This is a genomic window from Herbaspirillum sp. NPDC101397, from assembly GCF_044767325.1.
Taxonomy (GTDB): domain Bacteria; phylum Pseudomonadota; class Gammaproteobacteria; order Burkholderiales; family Burkholderiaceae_D; genus Herbaspirillum.
The window spans coordinates 1-20,675 of sequence record NZ_JBIWNS010000006.1 but is presented as its reverse complement, the minus strand read 5'-3'; the positions used below and the strand labels follow the sequence as shown (position 1 = coordinate 20,675).

The following is a 20,675-nucleotide window of genomic DNA, read 5'->3' as shown; positions in this document are numbered from 1 at the left end:
GCGTCCGCCCAGCTCAGTCAGCCCGGCCGGGTCGGCGATGAGCTGGCGCGACCGCGTTTTTTGCGAAGATGCGCTGGACGGCCTGGCGCGCATTCCCGATGGCGAGATCGACCTGTTGATTGCCGATCCGCCTTACGGTCTCGGCAAGGACTACGGCAACGATTCCGACAAGCTCGACAATGACGCTTACCTGGCCTGGACCGAGCAGTGGATCGATGCCGCGCTACCCAAGCTCAAGCCCAACGGCAGTCTTTACATCTTCCTGACCTGGCGGTACTCGCCGGAAATCTTCGTCATGCTCAAGCGTCGCATGACCATGCTCAACGAAATCGTCTGGGACCGCCGCGTGCCGTCCATGGGCGGCAGCACGCGCAAGTATTCTTCGGTGCACGACACCATCGGTTTCTTCGCACGCGCAAAAGATTACTATTTTGACCTCGACGCCATCCGCATTCCGTACGATGCCCAGACCAAGAAGGCGCGCTCGCGCTCGATCTTCGTCGGCGCCAAGTGGCTGGAGATGGGGTACAACCCGAAGGACGTCTGGAGCGTGTCGCGCCTGCATCGCGAGCACAAGGAGCGCGCCGACCATCCGACCCAGAAGCCGCTCGAAATCGTCGAGCGCATGATCAAGGCGTCGTGCCCACCCGGCGGCGTGGTGCTGGATCCCTTCATGGGCAGCGGCACCACGGCGGTGGCGGCGCGACGCTGTGGCCGCCAGTTTGTCGGCTTTGAACTGAATCCGGCCTATTGCGCGCTGATCGATCAACGCGTGGCCGACCTTGATCCCACTTCGACACAGATATCCGATGAGCAAGTCCCTGGTTGAACGCATCATCCGCGCCGACGTGCGCGCGCTGTCCGCCTATCCGGTGCCGGATGCCGCCGGCTTCGTCAAACTCGACGCCATGGAAAACCCGTACACGCTGCCGCAGGCCTTGCGTGACGAGCTCGGGCAACGCCTGGCCGCGGTGGCGTTGAATCGTTATCCGGTGCCGTCCTACAAGCTGCTCAAGGAAAAACTGTGCCGCCACATGGGCGTGCCGACCGGCTTCGACGTGCTGCTGGGCAATGGTTCGGATGAGCTGATTTCCATCGTCTCGGTGGCATGCGCCCAGGCCGGCGCCAAGGTGCTGGCGCCCGAGCCGGGCTTCGTGATGTACGGCGTGTCGGCGAAATTCGCCGGGCTCGAGTACATCGGCGTGCCGCTCAAGGCCGACTTCACGCTCGATCGCGACGCCATGCTGGCGGCGATCGCCGCGCACCGGCCGGCGATTACTTACCTGGCGTATCCCAACAACCCGACCGGCACGCTGTATGACGTGGCCGACATCGAAGCGGTGATCCGCGCGGTCGGTGACGGCGGCATCGTGGTGGTTGATGAAGCCTACCAGCCGTTTGCGCAGGAAAGCTTCATGCCGCGCTTGCCGGAATTCAACAATCTGGTGGTCATGCGCACCGTCTCCAAGCTCGGGCTGGCCGGCATCCGCCTTGGTTACATGGCTGCGGGAGCCTCCTTGTTGCAGGAATTCGACAAGGTGCGGCCGCCCTATAACATCAACGTGCTGACGCAGGCGGCGGCCGAGTTCGTGCTCGACCACACCACCGAACTGGACCGTCAGGCGGCGGCATTGCGCAATGCGCGCACCGGTCTGGCGGCGGCGCTGGCGGCGCTCGACGGCGTTGAAGTGTTCCCGTCCGCCGCCAATTTCCTGCTGGTCCGGCTGGCAAATGCGGATAAAGTATTCACCGGGCTGCAGCAACGTAAGGTATTAGTCAAAAATGCCGGTAAAATGCATCCATCGCTGCAAAATTGCCTCAGAGTCAATGTCAGTACACCCGAAGAGAATTCCCTGTTCCTGATCGCCTTGAAAGAAACGCTTCAAGAGCGCATCTAGGAAGCACCTTTGTCATTTTTGTAATGTCTGTTTTACCCTGATCATGTCAACTCCACGAACTGCAGAAGTCGTCCGCAACACCAACGAGACGCAAATCCGCGTCGCGATCAACCTGGATGGCACCGGCCAGCAAAAGCTGGACACCGGCGTGCCTTTCCTCGATCACATGCTGGACCAGATCGCGCGCCACGGGCTGATCGACCTCGACATCCAGGCCAAGGGCGACCTGCACATCGATGCGCACCACACCGTGGAAGACGTCGGCATCACGCTCGGCCAGGCCTTCGCCAAGGCCATCGGCGACAAGAAGGGCATCCGCCGCTACGGTCATGCCTACGTGCCGCTGGATGAAGCGCTGTCGCGCGTGGTGATCGACTTCTCCGGCCGTCCAGGCCTGGAATATCACATCCCCTTTACCCGCTCCATGATCGGCGGCTTCGATGTCGACCTGACCAGCGAGTTCTTCCATGGTTTTGTCAATCATGCGCAAGTCACGCTGCATGTAGACAATCTGCGCGGCATCAACGCGCACCATCAATGCGAAACCGTATTCAAGGCTTTTGGCCGCGCCCTGCGCATGGCGATCGAACTCGATCCGCGTTCGGCGGGAACGATTCCTTCCACCAAAGGTAGCCTGTAATGTGAGCCGGGCGGGACACTCCGTTCCGCCATTGACACTTTCCGTGCGTTTGCATTTTTCGATATGAATAAAATTGTTGTAGTGGATTACGGAATGGGCAACCTGCGCTCGGTCGCGCAAGCCCTGCGCCATGTCGCGCCCGAAGCCGACGTGCGCATCTCCGGCGAAGTCGCCGACATCGAAGCGGCCGACCGTGTGGTGCTGCCGGGCCAGGGCGCGATGCCGGACTGCATGCGCAGCCTGCGCGAGTCCGGCGTGCAGGACGCAGTGATCGCGGCCTCGCGCAGCAAGCCGCTGTTCGGCGTGTGCGTGGGCGAACAGATGTTGTTCGACTGGAGCGAAGAAGGCGATACGCCCGGCCTCGGCTTGTTGCCCGGCAAGGTGGTGCGCTTTCAGCTCGACGGTCGGATCCAGGAAGACGGTTCGCGTTTCAAGGTCCCGCAAATGGGCTGGAACCGCGTGCATCAGAAAGTCGCGCATCCGCTATGGCAGGGCGTCGATGAACAGGCTTACTTCTATTTCGTGCACAGCTACTACGCGCAACCGCGCGAGAGCGCACACACCGTCGGCGAAACTGTCTACGGCGCGCCGTTCGCGTGCGCCGTGGCTCGCGATAATATTTTTGCAACACAATTCCATCCGGAAAAAAGTGCCGCTGCGGGTTTGCAGCTGTATCGGAATTTCGTACACTGGAAACCTTGATTTTTGCTTAATTTTCACTCAGTTCTTTTTCCAACCGGCAAGCCATGCGCATATCGAACACCGTGCGCTGACCTGTCCTTCACTTACTCAACGTCATTACCGTAGCCATGCTGCTGATACCTGCCATCGACCTGAAAGACGGTCATTGCGTTCGCCTGAAGCAAGGCGATATGGACCAAGCCACCGTATTCTCCCAGGACCCCGCCGAAATGGCGCGGCACTGGCTGATGCAGGGCGCGCGTCGCCTGCATCTGGTCGACCTCAACGGCGCCTTCGCCGGCAAGCCGAAGAACGAATCGGCCGTCAAGGCCATCCTCAAGGCGGTGCGTGATTTCGCCGTCGAGAACGACGTCGAGGAAATCCCCGTGCAACTGGGCGGCGGCATCCGCGACCTCGACACCATCGAGCGCTATCTCGATGACGGCCTGTCCTACATCATCATCGGCACCGCCGCGGTGAAGAATCCGGGCTTCCTGCACGATGCCTGCAGCGCGTTCCCGGGTCAGATCATCGTCGGCCTCGACGCCAAGGACGGCAAGGTCGCCACCGACGGCTGGAGCAAGCTGTCCGGCCATGAAGTGATCGACCTGGCGCAGAAGTTCGAAGGCTACGGCTGCGAAGCCATTGTCTACACCGACATCGGCCGCGACGGCATGATGGGCGGCGTCAACATCGAAGCCACCGTGCGCCTGGCGCAGGCGGTCTCGATTCCGATCATCGCCTCCGGCGGCGTGCACAACATCAAGGACGTCGAAGCCCTGTGCGGCGTGCAGGACGAAGGCATCGAAGCGGTCATCTGCGGCCGTTCGATCTACGAAGGCACGCTGGACCTGAGCTCGGCGCAGGACCGTGCCGACGAATTGACGGAATCCGAAGGGTCCGACAGCGAACCATCATGACACTCGCAAAACGCATCATCCCCTGTCTCGACGTGACGGCCGGTCGCGTCGTCAAGGGCGTCAATTTCCTCGAGTTGCGCGATGCCGGCGACCCGGTTGAAATCGCGCGCCGCTACGACGAGCAGGGCGCGGACGAGATTACCTTCCTCGACATCACCGCTTCCTCGGACGGCCGCGGCCTGATCCTCGACATCATCGAAGCGGTGGCGTCGCAGGTCTTCATTCCGCTGACCGTAGGCGGCGGCGTGCGTGCAGTCGACGACGTACGGCGCCTGCTCAACGCGGGTGCGGACAAGGTCGGCATCAACACTTCCGCGGTAACCAATCCGCAGTTGGTGGAAGACGCAGCGAGCAAATACGGTTCGCAATGCATCGTGGTGGCGATTGACGCCAAGCGCACCGGCGAAGGCAAGTGGGAAGTCTTCACCCACGGCGGCCGCAACGCCACCGGGCTGGACGCGGTCGAGTGGGCGCGCAAGATGGCGCAACTCGGCGCCGGTGAAATTCTGCTGACCAGCATGGACCGTGACGGCACCCGCAGCGGTTTCGACCTGGCGCTCACACGCGCAGTGTCGGAAGCGGTGGCCATTCCCGTGATCGCCTCGGGCGGCGTCGGCGGCCTGCAGGACCTGGCTGACGGCATCAAGCAGGGCAAGGCCGATGCAGTGCTGGCGGCAAGCATTTTCCACTATGGTCAACACACCGTGCAGGAAGCGAAACGTTTTATGGCGGATCAAAATATCCCGATGAGGCTGGCATGAGCATCAGTGCAAAATGGCTGAACAAGGTGAAGTGGGACGAAGTCGGCCTGGTGCCGGTGATCGCCCAGGAAGTCGGCTCCAACGACGTGCTGATGTTCGCCTGGATGAACCGCGAAGCGCTGGCCCGCACCGTGCAGACCGGCGAAGCGGTGTACTGGAGCCGTTCGCGCAAGAAGCTGTGGCACAAGGGTGAAGAGTCCGGCCATTTCCAGAAGGTGCACGAAATCCGCCTCGACTGCGACGAAGACGTGGTCTTGCTCAAGGTCGAGCAGGTGGCCGGCATCGCCTGCCACACCGGCCGTCATTCCTGCTTCTTCCAGAAGTTCGAAGGCAACGCCGAGACCGGCGAGTGGCAAACCGTCGAGCCGGTGCTCAAAGACGACGAAGCGGCGCCCGCCCAGGAAAAGCCCAAGCGCGTCCGCAAGACAATTACCAAGACAGCCCCCAAGGTAACGCCATGAGTGAGACTCTGCGCCGCCTTGCCGACGTGATCGAGTCGCGCAAGCTGGCCAACGGCGGGGACCCCGCCACGTCCTATGTCGCCAAGCTGTTTTCCAAGGGCGACGACGCCATCCTGAAAAAGATCGGCGAAGAAGCCGCCGAAACCATCATGGCCGCCAAGGACGCGCGCGTCAGCGGCGATGCCTCGAAGGTGCTCTACGAGTGCGCCGACCTGTGGTTCCACTCAATGGTCATGCTGGCCCATTTCGACCTCAAGCCGCAAGACGTGCTCAACGAACTGGCGCGCCGCGAAGGCTTGTCTGGTCTCGAAGAGAAGGCAGCTCGTCCGGCGGACGCGTAATCAACACAATCAGCATCAACGCATAAGAATTCACGACCGCAACAGCGGCGATTAACCGGGACACCCCAGGAGGAGCAGCTTTGGACAACTGTATTTTTTGCAAGATCGCCGCCGGAGAAATCCCGTCGAAGAAGGTCTACGAAGACGACGACGTGCTGGCGTTCCACGACATCAACCCGGCCGCGCCGGTGCATTTCCTGATCATCCCGAAACTGCACGTCGCTACGCTGGCCGACTGCGGCGAGAAACATGCGGCGCTATTGGGTAAAATGGCCCTGCTTGCGCCAAAACTGGCGCAGGAACAGGGATGCGGCTACCAGCTTGACGCGACCGGCAACAAGACCGGCGGTTTCAAGACGCTTTTCAATACAGGCCCGGACGGCGGCCAAGAGGTGTACCATCTCCACATGCATGTCATTGGCGGCGCCCATCCGTGGCGCACCAAGTCCGTGCTGCAGGGATAAGGACAACGCATCCGGCCTGGCAGGAATATTGCAACAAAGATTTATTTGAATACAGGGCACGCGTGTCCGCTTAGGAGAGAAAAATGGGTTCGTTCAGTATCTGGCATTGGTTGATTGTTCTGGTGATCGTCATGGTGGTGTTCGGCACGAAGAAGCTGGGCAATATGGGTTCCGACCTCGGCAAGGCCGTCAAGGGCTTCAAGGACGGCGTCAAGGGCGAAGAAGAAGACAAAGACAAGCCTGTCGCCAAGGATCAGACCATCATCGACGTGCAAGCCAAAGACAAAGAAAAATCCGGCAGCTGAGTCTTCCGCCGACGCCCGCACCGTTTCGCCGCTTGTGGTTTGGCGAGGCTGCGCGGGCTATCGTTGTTCCTGATGCCCCGCCGGCCCGGCCTCGCGCACGCTGATTTTCTCGGCATTCACTTTCGATTGTTACCCTTGCAATGATTGATATCGGACTTTCCAAGCTGGCTCTCATCGGCGTCGTCGCGCTGGTGGTGATCGGTCCTGAGCGCCTGCCCAAGGTGGCGCGCATGGCCGGTTCGCTGTTCGGCCGCGCGCAACGCTACATCAACGAGGTCAAGACGGAAGTCAGCCGCGAGATCGAGCTGGAAGAACTGCGCAAGATGCAAAAGGATGTGCAAGACGCCGCCGGGGACGTCCACAGCAGCATTTCCAAGAGCGTCGCCGATGCGGAGAATTCCATCCACGATGCCTGGAACGACAGCAGTTCCGGCAGCAGCACCAGCTGGAGTACAACGCCAAGCCCGGAAGCGCTGGTCATCAAAGCCAAGAATTTTCGCAAGAAGAAACTGGCGCGCACTTCCGGTGTTCCTTCGTGGTACAAGAACCAGAGCGGCCGCCGCACCCGCGTGATTTCCGCCGCGGCGCGCGTGGCCAAATATCGTCCTATCGGCGCCGGCAAATCGGCCGGTTTTTTCTAATCCCGATGGACTTGTTTTCCATCCCACTCCTGCAGTAATTCCATGGCCGAAGAACAGAAAACGTCAGGTAGCGAAGATACCTTCATTTCGCATCTGATCGAATTGCGCAGCCGCGTGGTGAAAGCGTCGGCAGCGGTGCTCATCATCTTCCTGTGCATGATGCCGTGGTCCGCGCATATCTTCGACTTGCTCGCGGCGCCGATGATCAACGCGCTGCCGGTCGGCAGCAAGATGATCGCCACCGGCGTGATCACGCCGTTCCTGATCCCGGTCAAGGTCACCATGCTGATGGCCTTCATGATTGCGCTGCCATGGGTGCTGTACCAGATGTGGGCTTTCGTCGCGCCGGGTTTGTATTCGCACGAGAAGCGCCTGGTGGCGCCGCTGGTGATTTCTTCCTCGCTGCTGTTCCTGATGGGTGTGGCGTTCTGCTACTTCTTCGTGTTCGGCGTGGTGTTCCCGTTCATCAATAACTTCGCGCCGAAGTCGGTTTCGGTGGCGCCGGATATCGACAGCTACGTCGACTTCGTGCTGACCATGTTCCTGGCCTTCGGCATTACCTTTGAAGTGCCGATCATCGTGATCGTGCTGGTGCGCATGGGCCTGGTGCCGCTGGCCAAGCTCAAGCAGATCCGCCCTTACGTGGTGGTCGGCGCCTTCGTCATCGCCGCCGTGGTGACGCCGCCGGACATCATGAGTCAGCTGATGCTGGCCGTGCCGCTGTGCCTGCTGTATGAAGTCGGCCTGCTGGTGGCGCCGATCTTCGAGAAAGCCACGCGTGCGCCGGAACAGCGTGAAGACACCGTCGGCAGCTGACCGGCACGAACCTCCGATATTGAAAAAGGCCACTGCATGCAGTGGCCTTTTTGTTTTGCAGCGGATTCAATTCACTCCGCAATGATCAGCGGAACCTGGCGCAGCCAGCTCACCAACGGATAGGCGTCCTTGAATCCGGCCAATACTTCCTTGCCGATATCAGCCGGAATCTTCTTCTTCAGGCTTGATTCCTTCCAGACGATGAAGTTTTTCAGCTTGATGTACTCGAGATGCGGACTGTCGGCGTCGAAGCCTTTCGGCGGACGCGTCAGCTTGCCTTCTTCCTGCAAGCCGCCGTAGTTGTCCTTGATGGTCTTGTTCCTGAGCACTTTGCTGAAGCCGGCAGCATCTTCAATGACGCGCTGGCGAATCGCGCGCAGGCGATCCGATGGCGGCATGTATTCGCCGCCCGCGATCAGCAACTGGCCGTCAGCGTCGATGTGGAAGTAGTACGCCGGGCCGCCACCCGAGCTCGGCTTCTTCAGGCCGCTCGCGGTCAGCGACGCCGAGAAGTGCGTCTTGTACGGGCTCTTGTCGTGCGAGAAGCGCATGTCGCGGTTGATGCGGAACAGCGCTTTCTTCGGATTGCAGCTGGCCATGATGGGATCAAACTTGCTGATGTCGGCGATCAGCTGCGTCACCAGTTCAAGGAACTCCGCACGCAGGATGTCGTAGCGTGGCTTGTTCATGACGAACCAGGCGCGATTGTTGTTCTCCGACAGTTCGGCGAGGAATTGCGTCAGGTCACGGATATGCATGTTGCGTTCTTTCCTTACTCTCGTTCTTCACGTTTCGGCGGCGGACGTTTGCCGACGACGATCTCCAGCGTGGTCTCCTGCGCCTTGCGCAGCACCGTCATTTTCGCCTTCTGCCCCGGGATAAGCTGGGCGATCAGGTTCAGCATTTCGGTGGTGTCGGTGACCGGTTTGTCTTCCACGCTGATGAGGATGTCGCCCGGCTTCATGCCGGCCTTGTCGGCGGGACCGTTCTTGAGTACACCGGCAATGATGGCGCCGGTCTTCTTGGTCAGGCCGAAGCTCTCTGCCAGCTCAGGCGTGATGTCCTGCGGCTCCACGCCAATCCAGCCGCGCACGACCTGGCCGTGGTTGATGATCGCTTCCATCACGGTCTTCGCGGTCGACACCGGAATCGCAAAGCCGATGCCGAGGTTGCCGCCGGTGCGCGAATAAATCGCCGTGTTGATGCCCAGCAGGTTGCCGTTGGTGTCGACCAGCGCGCCGCCCGAATTGCCCGGATTGATCGCCGCATCGGTCTGGATGAAATTCTCGAAGGTATTGATGCCCAGGTGATTGCGGCCCAGCGCCGAGATGATGCCCATGGTGACGGTCTGGCCGACGCCGAAAGGGTTGCCGATGGCCAGCACGATATCACCGACGGTAGCCTGCTCGACGTGCGCCAGCGTGATCGCAGGCAGATTGGGCAGGTTGATCTTGATGACCGCCAGATCGGTCTCGGGATCGGTGCCGACCACCTTGGCGGACGCCTTGCGGCCGTCGGCCAGCGCCACTTCGATTTCGTCGGCGGCTTCGACCACGTGGTTGTTGGTCAGGATATAGCCCTGCGGGCTGACGATCACGCCCGAACCGAGGCTGGATTGCTTGTCGTCCTGCTGTTGGTCCTCGAACTGGTCGCCGAAGAACTTCTTGAAGAACGGATCATCCATGAACGGATTTTTTTGCGGCCGCGCTTCCGTCGTGGTGAAGATGTTGACCACCGACGGCATGGCCTGGCGGGCGGCGTCGCGATAGGAGTTCGGGGTGGGAGCGCCCGGTGCGGCTTCCTGCATTTGCACCGTGGAGGAGGCGGAGCGGACCCGGGAACCGAGCGTACCGCTCGCCCAATCGGGCTTCAAGGTAGCTACAATGAACCAGACCGCCAAACCGACAGTCACGGTTTGAGCAAACAACAGCCAAAAACGTCGCATATTGAAATAAAGATGAGGATGAAAGATGACCCTGCGCACAGCAAATAGGGAAGAGCTTGCCAACTACCTGGCGCAAACGCTGAATATCGCACAATACCGCGATTATTGCCCAAATGGGCTACAGGTGGAAGGGCGCGGGGAAATCGGCCTGGTTGTCAGCGGCGTCACCGCCAGCCAGGCGCTGATCGAAGCGGCGCTTGATCTCAAGGCCGACGCCATCCTGGTGCACCACGGTTATTTCTGGCGTGGAGAGGACGCACGCGTAATCGGCACCAAGCACAAGCGCCTCAAGGCGCTGCTGGCCAACGACGTCAATCTGTTCGCGTATCACCTGCCGCTGGATGGCCATACGGAACTCGGCAACAACGCGCAACTGGCGCGCCAGCTGAGTCTGGTCGGCAGCGATCGCTTCGGCGAAGACAAGCTGGGCTGGCTGGGGGTGCCCGAAGCCGATGCCAACATCGCCACGGTCGGCGACCTGGCGCGCCTGATCGAGCATCGCCTCGGGCGCGCACCGCTGCTGATCGGCGACGCCGGCCAACCGCTCGGCAAGATCGCCTGGTGTACCGGTGCCGCGCAAGGCTTCCTGGGCGACGCCATCGCCGCCGGCGCATCGGTCTACATCAGCGGCGAAATCTCCGAGCCGACCGTGCACCTGGCGCGCGAGACCGGCGTCGCCTACATCGCTGCCGGCCATCATGCGACCGAGCGCTACGGCGTACAGGCGCTCGGGGCGCATCTTGCGGGCCACTTCGGCATCCGCCATCAGTTCGTCGACATCGATAATCCGGTCTGATTTCCTGATTTCCTGATTTCCTGATTTCCTGCATTCCGCCGCAGCATGAAAAAAGCCCGCATCGCGGGCTTTTTCGTTGGCGCGGGGTGAAATCCGCTTACTTCTTCAGCGAATCGCGGATTTCTCGCAACAGCACGATGTCTTCCGGCGGTGCGGCAGGCGCAGCAGGCTCCGTCGCTTTTTCATGGATGGCCAGGTCGCGCGCCTTGTTGATCATGCGCACCATCTGGAAAATGATGAAGGCCAGGATCAGAAAGTTGATCAAAATAGTCAGGAAATTGCCGTAAGCGAACACCGCGCCGGCTTTCTTCGCTTCAACCAGCGTCAACTGCGTTCCCTGGCCATTGAGCGGCAGGTAATAGTTGGCGAAATCCAGCCCGCCGAAGATGCGGCCCACCACCGGCATGATGATGTCCTGCACCAGGGATTCCACAATCTTGCCGAACGCGCCGCCGATAATCACGCCTACTGCCAGGTCGACAACATTTCCCTTTAGCGCGAAAGTGCGGAATTCTTGCATCATGCCCATCTTTTTCTCCTAGAAATTGTTGCAAAACAATGCAGTCGGTTATATCGTGCTTCGATTAAAAAGTAAATTGCTGGCAATTTATTGCACAATACAAAGCACGAGACATTTTCCTGTGGGGCTTGAAATATTAAAAAAGTTCCATAAATTGCATTTCCCGAATCTTATTCGCTTTAAAAGGCATCCCAGGTTAGTTATAATCTAGGGTTGCTGGAAGTTCCGTGCAGTTTTCGTATTTTCACTAATTGGGGTTGGTATGAGTAACGAAAAACAGGTCGACTCCAGTCGACGCGGATTGCTTGTCGCGACTTGTGCGGCAGGTGGTGTGGCTGGATTGGCTACAGCGGGGGCATTTGTTTCCACCTTTCAACCATCCGAGCGCGCCAAAGCCGCCGGTGCACCGGTTGAAGTGGACATTTCCACATTGACGCCGGGCGAAATGCGCACCGTAGAGTGGCGCGGCAAGCCGGTGTGGATCCTCAAGCGCACGCCGGAAATGATCGAGTCGCTCAAGAAGGTCGATGCCCAGGTGGCCGACCCGGAATCCAAGCGCACTGAATTCTCGACCACGCCCGAATACGCCCTCAATGAATGGCGTTCGATCAAGAAGGACCTGCTGGTCGTGGTCGGCATCTGCCCGCACCTCGGCTGCTCGCCCAGCTCCAAATTTCAGACCGGTGCGCAACCGTCGCTGCCGGACGACTGGCAGGGCGGTTTCCTGTGCCCCTGCCACGGTTCGACGTTCGACCTGGCGGGCCGGGTCTACAAAAACAAACCGTCCCCAGACAACCTCCAGGTTCCACGGTATATGTTTGAAGGTGACACCAAGCTGGTCATCGGCAAAGATGAGAAAGGCGAGGCGTAAGCATGGCTGCATTCCACGAAAAACAATTGCCCAAAGACGCACCGGTATCCGCCAAAGCATTGAACTGGGTTGACGCCCGCTTCCCTCTGACTTCCACTTGGAAAGCGCACCTTTCCGAATACTACGCTCCCAAGAATTTCAACTTTTGGTACGCCTTCGGTTCGCTGGCGCTGCTGGTGCTGGTTATTCAGATCGTGACCGGGATTTTCCTGGTGATGCACTACAAGCCCGACGCCACGCTGGCGTTCGCTTCGGTCGAATACATCATGCGCGACGTCCCATGGGGCTGGCTGGTGCGCTACATGCACTCCACCGGCGCCTCGGCGTTCTTCATCGTGGTCTACCTGCACATGGTGCGCGGCCTGCTGTACGGTTCCTATCGCAAACCACGCGAACTGGTCTGGCTGTTCGGCGTCGCCATCTTCCTGTGCCTGATGGGCGAAGCCTTCATGGGCTACCTGCTGCCATGGGGTCAAATGTCCTATTGGGGCGCGCAGGTGATCGTCAACCTATTCGGCGCGATTCCTTTCATCGGTCCTGACCTGTCGCTGTGGATCCGCGGTGACTACGTCGTCTCCGACGCCACGCTGAACCGCTTCTTCTCGTTCCACGTGATCGCCATTCCGCTGGTGCTGATCGGCCTGGTCGTGGCGCACATCATCGCGTTGCACGAAGTCGGTTCGAACAACCCGGACGGCGTTGAAATCAAGGAAAAGCTGGACGCCAACGGCATCCCGCTGGACGGCGTGCCGTTCCATCCTTACTACTCCGTGCATGACATCATGGCGGTTGCCGTGTTCCTGATCGTGTTCACCGCCGTCGTGTTCTTCGCGCCGGAAATGGGTGGCTACTTCCTCGAATACAACAACTTCGTCCCGGCCGATTCGCTGAAGACGCCGCCACACATCGCACCGGTCTGGTATTTCACACCGTTTTACTCGATCCTGCGCGCCACGACATCCGACTTCATGGTCTACCTGATGGCCGGTGTCGCCGCCTACGTTGCGCTGCTGGTGTTCCGCTCCCAGCGCAGCGGCATCTTCAAGATCGCCGCGATCGTGATCGGCGTTGCCGTGATCGCCGGCATGGCCATCTTCGACGCCAAGTTCTGGGGCGTGGTGCTGATGGGCGTGTCCGTCATGATCCTCGGCGGCCTGCCGTGGCTCGATCATTCGCAAGTCAAGTCGATCCGCTATCGCCCAAGCTGGCATAAATATGTCTACCTGGTCTTCGGCGTCGCTTTCGTTGCCCTCGGCTACCTCGGCGTGCAACCGCCGACCGCCGTCGGCACCACGATCGCCCAGATCGGCACCTTCATCTATTTCGGCTTCTTCCTGTTGATGCCATGGTGGAGCGCATTGGGCCGGTTCAAGCCGGTTCCAGACCGCGTTACCTATCATCCGCACTAAGCCAGCCGCCAAGAGGATAAAAATGACATTGCTGAAAAGACTGATCGCGACTCTCGTGCTGCTGCCGGCGCTGGCTTACGCCAACGAAGGCGGCTACCCGCTGGACAAGGCGCCGAATCGCACCACCGATGTATCGTCGCTGCAAAACGGCGCCAAGCTGTTCGTCAACTATTGCCTGAACTGCCACTCGGCGTCGGCCATGCGTTACAACCGCCTGCGCGACATCGGCCTGACCGAAGACCAGATCAAGAACAACCTGCTCTTCACCGGTGAAAAAGTCGGCGACCTGATGAAGACCACCATGCTGCCGCAAGACGCCAAGGCATGGTTCGGCGCCGTGCCTCCGGACTTGTCCGTGATCGCCCGCGCCAAGGCGTCCGAAGCCGGTTCCGGTCCTGACTGGATCTACACTTACCTGCGTACCTACTACAAGGACGACAGCCGTCCGACCGGTTGGAACAACATGGTTTTCCCGAACGTCGGCATGCCGCACGTCCTGTGGGAACTGCAAGGCATTCGCACGCCGAAGTTTGCAGAAGAGAAAGATCCACATGAAGAAGGCAAGACCATTCACAAATTTGTGGGTTTTGAACAGTTGAAACCGGGCAAGTTATCCGCGCTCGAATACGACAATGCGGTGGCCGATCTGGTCGGCTACTTGCAATGGATGGGCGAACCCGCGCAAAATACGCGTAAGCGCCTCGGCGTCTGGGTTTTGCTGTTCCTGGGCTTGTTCCTCGTGTTGGCATGGCGTCTGAACGCCTCCTTCTGGAAAGAAGTCAAGTAAAGCAGAGTTTTTCGTGCCCGCGCAGTCTGCGGGTGTACGTATCGGGGTGAGGCGTACGGCGTCTCGCCCCTTTGTTTCTAAGGCACTACAAAAATGATGGTTCTCTACTCGGGCACAACCTGCCCATTCTCGCAACGTTGCCGTCTTGTCCTGTTCGAAAAGGGCATGGACTTTGAAATTCGCGACGTCGACCTGTTCAACAAGCCGGAAGATATTTCGGTCATGAACCCATACGGCCAGGTGCCGATCCTGGTCGAACGCGACCTGGTGCTGTACGAATCCAACATCATCAACGAATACATCGACGAACGCTTCCCGCATCCGCAACTGATGCCGGCCGATCCGCTGATGCGCGCGCGTGCACGCCTGATGCTGTTCAATTTTGAAAAAGAATTGTTCATCCACGTCCACACGCTGGAAAACGAAAAGACCAAGGGCGCCGAAAAAGCCCACGAAAAGGCCCGCTCGGAAATCCGCGATCGCCTGACCACATTGGCGCCGCTGTTCCTGAAGAACAAGTACATGCTTGGCGACGAGTTCTCCATGCTTGACGTCGCTTTGGCGCCGTTGCTCTGGCGTCTCGACCACTACGGCATCGAATTGTCGAAGACTGCAGCGCCGCTGATGAAGTACGCCGAACGCATCTTCTCGCGTCCTGCCTACATCGAAGCGCTGACGCCTTCCGAAAAGGTCATGCGTCGTTAATCGACAGAGCTCAGCAGCACGCAGCATCAAGCATCATCGCGCCTCGCCGGTTGATCCACACAAGGGACAATCGGCGAACGCATTTAAGACTGCCGCCTCGGCGCAAATGAGGCAAGCCAGCGCAGTCAGTCTTTCCGGATCGGTTTACGTCATGCCAGAAGTGTCTACCAAACCCTATCTCCTGCGCGCTATTTACGAATGGTGCACGGACAACGGCTATACGCCGCATATTGCGGTCGTCGTGGACGCCAGCACGCGCGTCCCGATGCAATTCGTCAAGAACGGCGAGATCGTCCTGAACATCAGTTTTGAAGCCACCAGCGGCCTCAAGATGGACAACGACTTCATCAATTTCAGCGCCCGTTTCGGCGGCGTCTCGCGCGACATCTCGGTCCCCGTCGAGAACGTCATCGCGATTTACGCCCGTGAAAACGGCCAGGGAATGGCCTTCGAAGCGCCGGCCGTACTGGCCGTCGGCGAGACCGAAGACGCCCCTGAATCCGCACCGGGATCCGTGCCGCCACCCGGCCTGGCATCGGTCCCGACCGCAGACAAAACCAACGCAAATAACAAGCCCGCACCCGACGATGAGCCGGAACCACCAAAAAAAGGTGGAAGGCCTGTACTAACCAGAATTAAATAGGTTATAATCGCCGTCTAAGTTTTTGCTGGCTTAGCTCATCTGGTAGAGCACCTGACTTGTAATCAGGGGGTGGCGGGTTCAAGTCCTGCAGCCAGCACCAGTATTTAAAAGGCTCTCCGACCGGAGAGCCTTTTTATTTTGCTTCGCAACGCACATTTTTTTGCGAAGCGGCCTGTTTTTTGGTGATTTTATGCAGTCACTGAAACGGGATGATTTTTACTCGCAAAAAAATAGCCCAAATTAATTGGGCTATTTTTTTGCCGATTAAGTCCGCTTCTGGCCGGTTGCAGACTTTCAAAGTACCGATTCTATCTTCTGCGTAAGGCAAAGAATTCGGTCAATAAGATTACGACCAGTCCCATAACCCAGTAAGGGAGTTTCAATAGGCTAAATGCCACGATTTGAAAACCAAAACTGTTGCTGTAAAGCTCGTCTGATGACGGTTGGGCTGAAAGAATATACCAACCAAAATGGACTGACACTAACAGCAACCAGAACAATGAACTTGCCGTATAAATAGTCTGAGGTTTTTTTGTCATGGGAAGATAGAGGGGCTGTCTCGTTTCAGGAAATGTGTCTGCTTCTGGCCTGTTGCGGACGTCGGTAGTCAGCGCTTACAGCTTCAATAGATTTTTCTCGAACATAGATAAATCGGTTACAGACATGCCCTTATCGACTTTCACAAGCCACTTGTCGTAGACCGCTTTCATTAACGCCATCCCTTTTTCGGTCAAATCAGAAGTCGATATGGCAAAGTCATCGTCGATGTCTGATTGAGATTTTAGAAGCTGCTTGGTGGTCAAGTCATTGCGTTGCATAAAATCAATAACGTGCCAGAAGCGGGCTTCAATATGGTCTCTGTGTTCCGGGTTACCTACGACCTTTGTGTGCCAAGAAACTTGGTCAATCACGTAATTTTCATTAGTTTTAGTCATATTTTTCGTCGTCCATTCTCACAAGAGAGCGTCCGCTTCTGGCCGATTACGGACATCCATTTTCACTTAAGCATCATTGATTGCATATTCGATGACACGCTTGCAGGTCGAAAAAGACGTTGGCGGTTCAATCTGCGAGGCAGTCCAATCTTGGACCAACTCCAACACAATAGCGGCCTCCAAAAAATATCTAACGCCATATGGGGCTTCCGCTGGAAGCCCTCCGTTCTCGGGCTCCTTTGCAACAAATGCCTCTGCGTCTTCATTCCACGGCTCTGTTGCGTATATGGTGCCTTCTTCGTACAAGTCCGAAAGGTTATTGAATATGTCTATGAGTTTCATTGAGTATTGCCCTATTCAATGTACGGCAGCTCCTGGCCGCTTTCTGTCAGTCCGCTGAGAGCGACAAAACTTTATGAGAAAGAATAACTCCGCCCTTCTCGTACTGCCCGTGACGCCAAGAAGCGTCCTCGTAACGGAGGTAATACTCTTCACTTTGCGCTGCAGACACCAGTTGTCCTAGCATCACCAGGAATCCTTGCAGCGTAAAGGTTTTGCTATCAAAATCCTGAGGGAAAAACGTTAGCTCACAAAATATCTTATCTGGTTCTAACCATACAAAGTAGGCTTGGATATGCTCAGGATTACGGCCGCCGTTCCAAACAGTGCTGATTGAGCCGAAAGGTTGCTGAAGAGTACTTGAGAGCTCAGCGCTGGCAACTTCATGTCCGTCATTTGTCATCGCTTGAGCGAACCTCCACGAGGCCATAAGAAACCTCAGAATTTCGATAGCTCCTGATGTCGAAATGCCTTCAGCAAAGTTAATATCTCGGCACGAACCATCACAGTCCAGCAGATCTGCCTCAATGCGGCCGCGAGTTGTTTCATCTAGTTTCATTAGAAATCCGATTTGGATGCCAAGGTCTGCTATTGGCCGATTGCGGACCTCGGCCCTATGTTTGTCGCGCAACTTTATCAGGAACAGCCCCGTATTCGCATTAAGAACTGGAAATTCCGCTTCGCAATTCGCAATTGAGCCGCATGTAATAAGCCTTTGCGGCCGTCTATAAATCCTTATTGCGAAGCAGAAAATGACCTAAGTTATTGATTTTTATGGTTTCTACATCGGACTTGTAATCAGGGGGTGGCGGGTTCAAGTCCTGCAGCCAGCACCAGTATTTAAAAGGCCCACCGTTCGGTGGGCCTTTTCTTTTCTGCTCCGCAGCGCACTTTTTTGCGGAGCGGCCTGTTTTTTGGTGATTTTATGCAGTCGCTAAAACTGGACGATTTTTACTCGCAAAAAAATAGCCCAAATTAATTGGGCTATTTTTTTGCCGATTAAGTCCGCTTATGGCCGGTTGCGGACCTCAAGATATTAACCGGCGTCGTCAATGTACCCTTGTCCGGCATGCGTATATTGCAGCGCCGAGCCGTACTCCTTCGCCACCAAAAAAGCCGCGTCAAGAAAGCGTAGGGCGTCATCAGTAGGTCGAAAGTGGCAATATATTTCAATGACGCACGGTCGGCCCTTGGCTGCGGGATAGGCTTCGAAAATTTCCCCAGACTCAATAAATCCAAGATAGCGATTTATTTTTTCCTCGAGCAATAGCAGGCTCTCCCTATCCCATGGCATATGAGCAAAGATGCTGAGAACAACACTCCCGGTTTCTTTGTCGATACCGGCAGCATCAATGACCGAGGAATTTTCTGTTGTCATATTAGGAAATCATGAAGCATGAACGTCTGTTCTTGGCCGAGGCTGTGTAAAAACGTAAATTTTTTCAGCTGATTGAAAAATCGGCCTTTCAGATAGGCCGCTATTCAATTTTCTCGATATCGGGAAGGGTCTCCCTACCCACGAATTTTCCGATGTTTTACGTTTTTACACAGCCTCGGCCGATTGCGGACGTCCAAGGAGTAATATTTTGTACGTCCAACAGCGTGTCAGGTCACTAAGGACGCCACCAAGATTTTTTCTTAGTTGCGACATGCTTTTCCATGAAGACCGGCTCAGAACGCATGTATGACGTCCAGACATCCTCACCCATCAATTCACTAAGCTGGTCTATAACTTTAATCGAGCGCTCCATAACTTGTCGCACCTGCATTACAAGTTCGCCCCTAGGAACTCGGATGCAAACGTGTGTCTCGTCATAATCTGGGTCTCGCTGCCGAACATAGATATCGTCTTCATAGGCGTCAACTTCCATTTCCCAGCATTGGTCAACGTCGTAATAAATTTCCCCAGATTCGACTGACAATAGCGCGTTCAGAAATTTTGACACCTCTGAGTAATTGTCATACCAAGGAAAAGAAATATGAACGTCGTCTTCGCTATTCCATAGCCAAAACCGCACCCAGAAGTGATGACGAATTGAGCTAAATGAAAGTCGATGATGAACTGCAAATCTAACAACCTGTTTATAGTAAGTAGCCAATTCGCCCTCATGCCCAATAAGCTCGCTCGTACAAACCATTGAGGGCTGTCGCCTTGGAATTGAGGGCAGGTCAAGACTCTGTTTGGATTTTGAACGGTCTGAGCCTATGTGCCTGTCCGGACCGAAATCGAGTTCGTCCTTTAGGACAAAACACAATTCCGCATTCAGCATCGATACTGATTGCGCTTCAGAGAACCAAGGTTTCATATTTTGCGTTCAAGTCTGGTAGCAAGCATTCTGTCGGAGTGTCCATTTCTGGCCGATTGCGGAAAAAGTAACCGTTGTGCGGACTATTTCCAAAATGTTTGAACATCTTTAACTATCTTGATATTAGAGGTTTTCTCAATGCTCTCTCGCCAGACATTGAAGGCCATGTCAACCGCAGAGGGAAGTTCCTTGGCATAGATAGTTAGCGTCGCTGATTTTGGGTCGAAGTGTCCCGGGCGAATGTCAAAATGAAGTATCCCAACAGCCTGTATGACGCCAGGGCACGTAAATATCACCGCGGCTTTTTCATCGCAACTGTGGTAACGACAAGCTGTAGCCATTTTCAGATTTTCCGTGAGGGAGTGAATTTGGTCTGGAGGGCCGCCAAGGCCCTCGAGGACTTGTTCATATAAAACCCCCGTATGAAAAAAATTTACTCGCTTGTCTCCGAGAAAACGATGAACACGAATCGGTAGATTTTTATCACGGGCAAGCTCGTTGGTATTCGTGTAATCACAGAATTCCTTTGCACATACCGAGTTAGCGAACATCATCGCGGCCGTTGCCAAAATAAAATGCAACCTCAAATTCATCTAATACTCCTTTCACTCCAAGGAAAAGTCGGCTTCTGGCCGAAGTCAGACCTGTTTGAATCAGTCGGCTCCTGACCTGACAGCCACCAATGGCAAACCATTGTTCACAGCGCTGAACATAAGGGTTAGAGTTTGGTTCGCGTGCCTATAGATGGCAGAGCAAGTGGCGTCAATTCCACTACCACAAGCGATTTTCTCTCCATCGGCTGACTCTACCCATCCCTGCGCAAGCAAACGATTCCTAACGTCTGCATATGGCATCCCCAGTATCAATCCTTGCGCTTCCGCCGCATGCAGTTCTTGGTCAGAGAATGTCATGCATGTATCGCGAATTTTGACGCAATCCGCAGCGCTTGCTGCGCTACTTATGAACCATATACAAAGCAGAAGAATTCTTTTCATTTTTCGGAAACGCTAGTGTGGAGGATGTCTGCTCCTGGCCGGTTGCGGACTAGTCATGCCTCTCCGAAAATAGGTTCATCTTGCCTTTTCCAACAAACCGTCAAAACCTTCCCGCTCACAAGCGATTCTTCGCGAAGCTGCTGAAACACTGCAGCAGGTGGCCAGCCCGCCGGCTCATCGGCAAAAAAGAATTTGGCACGCTGCAAGGCAGTAAGAACCTCAGCCAAGTTCTTCTTCGACGAAAATGGCAGATGAGCTTCACCTGAATTTAGGTTCGCGGCCAGCAACTCGATGTCAGGTGGAATCGTTCCAGAGGTCACAATCCTTACCGACTCGTTAAATATTGCTGATACGTAGTTCATTGCGCCTCGTTCATCAAAACGTGAGATATCGACATACTTCCGCTTCTGGCCGGTTGCGGTCATTCAATGTAGGCTGGTTATAAATAAATTTAAATAGTATTCCTGCTCGTTTAAAGAATGAGATTCATCATTCA

Annotated in this window: 28 protein-coding genes and 1 tRNA gene; 19 read left to right on the top strand and 10 right to left on the bottom strand. The window is 56.4% G+C overall.

From position 1 onward, the window contains the following. The first annotated feature begins 37 nt into the window (after positions 1-37). From ACIROW_RS15130 to tatC, 12 genes are all read left to right on the top strand, one after another. Entirely contained in the window at positions 38-829 is a 792-nt protein-coding gene (locus ACIROW_RS15130) for a DNA-methyltransferase (RefSeq protein ID WP_402277050.1), read from the top strand. Beyond that, positions 810-1,898 carry a histidinol-phosphate transaminase gene (gene hisC / locus ACIROW_RS15125; RefSeq protein WP_402277048.1) on the top strand — a complete coding sequence of 363 codons (1,089 nt, stop codon included), beginning with the start codon at positions 810-812 and terminating at the stop codon, positions 1,896-1,898. Before ACIROW_RS15130 ends, hisC begins: the two co-directional genes overlap by 20 nt. 43 nt (positions 1,899-1,941) lie before the next feature. Continuing rightward, complete coding sequence (gene hisB / locus ACIROW_RS15120; RefSeq protein WP_402277046.1) at positions 1,942-2,538, top strand: imidazoleglycerol-phosphate dehydratase HisB; 597 nt, start codon at positions 1,942-1,944, stop codon at positions 2,536-2,538. A 63-nt stretch (positions 2,539-2,601) separates the two neighbouring features. After that, positions 2,602-3,240, top strand: coding sequence for an imidazole glycerol phosphate synthase subunit HisH (gene hisH, locus ACIROW_RS15115; protein WP_402277044.1), 639 nt, complete (start codon positions 2,602-2,604; stop codon positions 3,238-3,240). Between the two features lie 107 nt (positions 3,241-3,347). Further along, positions 3,348-4,139, top strand: coding sequence for a 1-(5-phosphoribosyl)-5-[(5-phosphoribosylamino)methylideneamino]imidazole-4-carboxamide isomerase (gene hisA, locus ACIROW_RS15110; protein WP_402277042.1), 792 nt, complete (start codon positions 3,348-3,350; stop codon positions 4,137-4,139). Continuing rightward, the gene (hisF, locus tag ACIROW_RS15105; protein ID WP_094562503.1) at positions 4,136-4,900 is read left to right on the top strand and encodes an imidazole glycerol phosphate synthase subunit HisF; all 765 of its coding nucleotides are present in this window, start codon (positions 4,136-4,138) and stop codon (positions 4,898-4,900) included. The genes hisA and hisF overlap by 4 nt, the downstream gene beginning before the upstream one ends. After that, positions 4,897-5,361, top strand: a complete 465-nt coding sequence (gene hisI / locus ACIROW_RS15100; protein ID WP_402277040.1) for a phosphoribosyl-AMP cyclohydrolase — start codon at positions 4,897-4,899, stop codon at positions 5,359-5,361. The genes hisF and hisI overlap by 4 nt, the downstream gene beginning before the upstream one ends. Next, complete coding sequence (locus ACIROW_RS15095; RefSeq protein WP_402277038.1) at positions 5,358-5,702, top strand: phosphoribosyl-ATP diphosphatase; 345 nt, start codon at positions 5,358-5,360, stop codon at positions 5,700-5,702. The genes hisI and ACIROW_RS15095 overlap by 4 nt, the downstream gene beginning before the upstream one ends. Positions 5,703-5,782: 80 nt before the next feature. Then, the gene (locus tag ACIROW_RS15090) at positions 5,783-6,166 is read left to right on the top strand and encodes a histidine triad nucleotide-binding protein (protein WP_116434260.1); all 384 of its coding nucleotides are present in this window, start codon (positions 5,783-5,785) and stop codon (positions 6,164-6,166) included. A gap of 83 nt (positions 6,167-6,249) precedes the next feature. Beyond that, on the top strand, positions 6,250-6,471 hold the full coding sequence (gene tatA, locus ACIROW_RS15085) for a Sec-independent protein translocase subunit TatA (protein WP_016834683.1): 222 nt from the start codon (positions 6,250-6,252) through the stop codon (positions 6,469-6,471). A 140-nt stretch (positions 6,472-6,611) separates the two neighbouring features. Further along, on the top strand, positions 6,612-7,112 hold the full coding sequence (gene tatB / locus ACIROW_RS15080) for a Sec-independent protein translocase protein TatB (RefSeq protein ID WP_402277036.1): 501 nt from the start codon (positions 6,612-6,614) through the stop codon (positions 7,110-7,112). 42 nt (positions 7,113-7,154) lie between these two features. After that, entirely contained in the window at positions 7,155-7,928 is a 774-nt protein-coding gene (gene tatC, locus ACIROW_RS15075; protein WP_402277034.1) for a twin-arginine translocase subunit TatC, read from the top strand. A gap of 71 nt (positions 7,929-7,999) precedes the next feature. On the opposite strand, the gene ACIROW_RS15070 is transcribed toward tatC, so the two are convergent. Then, complete coding sequence (locus tag ACIROW_RS15070) at positions 8,000-8,686, bottom strand: DUF2461 domain-containing protein (protein ID WP_402277032.1); 687 nt, start codon at positions 8,684-8,686, stop codon at positions 8,000-8,002. Positions 8,687-8,700: 14 nt separating this feature from the next. Beyond that, positions 8,701-9,873, bottom strand: coding sequence for a Do family serine endopeptidase (locus ACIROW_RS15065; RefSeq protein WP_402277030.1), 1,173 nt, complete (start codon positions 9,871-9,873; stop codon positions 8,701-8,703). A 25-nt stretch (positions 9,874-9,898) separates the two neighbouring features. On the opposite strand from ACIROW_RS15065, the gene ACIROW_RS15060 reads away from it, so the two are divergent. Continuing rightward, positions 9,899-10,669 (top strand): Nif3-like dinuclear metal center hexameric protein, encoded by a 771-nt coding sequence (locus ACIROW_RS15060; protein WP_402277028.1) that lies wholly within the window; start codon positions 9,899-9,901, stop codon positions 10,667-10,669. A gap of 97 nt (positions 10,670-10,766) precedes the next feature. Here ACIROW_RS15060 and mscL read toward each other — a convergent pair whose 3' ends face one another. Then, positions 10,767-11,198, bottom strand: a complete 432-nt coding sequence (gene mscL / locus ACIROW_RS15055; protein ID WP_402277026.1) for a large conductance mechanosensitive channel protein MscL — start codon at positions 11,196-11,198, stop codon at positions 10,767-10,769. Positions 11,199-11,451: 253 nt separating this feature from the next. On the opposite strand from mscL, the gene petA reads away from it, so the two are divergent. From petA to ACIROW_RS15025, 6 genes are all read left to right on the top strand, one after another. Further along, the gene (gene petA, locus ACIROW_RS15050; RefSeq protein WP_053195379.1) at positions 11,452-12,060 is read left to right on the top strand and encodes a ubiquinol-cytochrome c reductase iron-sulfur subunit; all 609 of its coding nucleotides are present in this window, start codon (positions 11,452-11,454) and stop codon (positions 12,058-12,060) included. Positions 12,061-12,062: 2 nt separating this feature from the next. Then, positions 12,063-13,469 carry a cytochrome bc complex cytochrome b subunit gene (locus ACIROW_RS15045; RefSeq protein ID WP_402277024.1) on the top strand — a complete coding sequence of 469 codons (1,407 nt, stop codon included), beginning with the start codon at positions 12,063-12,065 and terminating at the stop codon, positions 13,467-13,469. A gap of 22 nt (positions 13,470-13,491) precedes the next feature. Then, entirely contained in the window at positions 13,492-14,256 is a 765-nt protein-coding gene (locus ACIROW_RS15040) for a cytochrome c1 (RefSeq protein ID WP_402277022.1), read from the top strand. A gap of 93 nt (positions 14,257-14,349) precedes the next feature. Continuing rightward, a complete protein-coding gene (locus ACIROW_RS15035) occupies positions 14,350-14,961 on the top strand; it encodes a glutathione S-transferase N-terminal domain-containing protein (RefSeq protein WP_016834673.1) in 612 nt (203 codons plus the stop codon). A gap of 151 nt (positions 14,962-15,112) precedes the next feature. Then, positions 15,113-15,604, top strand: coding sequence for a ClpXP protease specificity-enhancing factor (locus tag ACIROW_RS15030; protein WP_402277020.1), 492 nt, complete (start codon positions 15,113-15,115; stop codon positions 15,602-15,604). Positions 15,605-15,628: 24 nt separating this feature from the next. After that, positions 15,629-15,704 (top strand) — tRNA-Thr (locus tag ACIROW_RS15025). Positions 15,705-16,218: 514 nt separating this feature from the next. On the opposite strand, the gene ACIROW_RS15020 is transcribed toward ACIROW_RS15025, so the two are convergent. The 7 genes from ACIROW_RS15020 to ACIROW_RS14990 form a co-directional block, all read right to left on the bottom strand. Further along, positions 16,219-16,539 (bottom strand): hypothetical protein, encoded by a 321-nt coding sequence (locus tag ACIROW_RS15020; RefSeq protein ID WP_402277018.1) that lies wholly within the window; start codon positions 16,537-16,539, stop codon positions 16,219-16,221. A 66-nt stretch (positions 16,540-16,605) separates the two neighbouring features. Then, the gene (locus tag ACIROW_RS15015) at positions 16,606-16,881 is read right to left on the bottom strand and encodes a hypothetical protein (protein WP_402277016.1); all 276 of its coding nucleotides are present in this window, start codon (positions 16,879-16,881) and stop codon (positions 16,606-16,608) included. A gap of 46 nt (positions 16,882-16,927) precedes the next feature. Then, positions 16,928-17,437, bottom strand: coding sequence for a hypothetical protein (locus ACIROW_RS15010; protein ID WP_402277014.1), 510 nt, complete (start codon positions 17,435-17,437; stop codon positions 16,928-16,930). A 477-nt stretch (positions 17,438-17,914) separates the two neighbouring features. Then, the gene (locus ACIROW_RS15005; RefSeq protein ID WP_402277012.1) at positions 17,915-18,256 is read right to left on the bottom strand and encodes a DUF6572 domain-containing protein; all 342 of its coding nucleotides are present in this window, start codon (positions 18,254-18,256) and stop codon (positions 17,915-17,917) included. Between the two features lie 235 nt (positions 18,257-18,491). Then, positions 18,492-19,184: a hypothetical protein gene (locus ACIROW_RS15000; RefSeq protein ID WP_402277011.1), complete on the bottom strand. Its 693-nt coding sequence runs from the start codon at positions 19,182-19,184 to the stop codon at positions 18,492-18,494. 83 nt (positions 19,185-19,267) lie between these two features. Further along, entirely contained in the window at positions 19,268-19,777 is a 510-nt protein-coding gene (locus tag ACIROW_RS14995; RefSeq protein WP_402277010.1) for a hypothetical protein, read from the bottom strand. A 455-nt stretch (positions 19,778-20,232) separates the two neighbouring features. Then, positions 20,233-20,541 (bottom strand): hypothetical protein, encoded by a 309-nt coding sequence (locus ACIROW_RS14990; RefSeq protein ID WP_051994718.1) that lies wholly within the window; start codon positions 20,539-20,541, stop codon positions 20,233-20,235. Positions 20,542-20,675 lie beyond the last annotated feature (134 nt).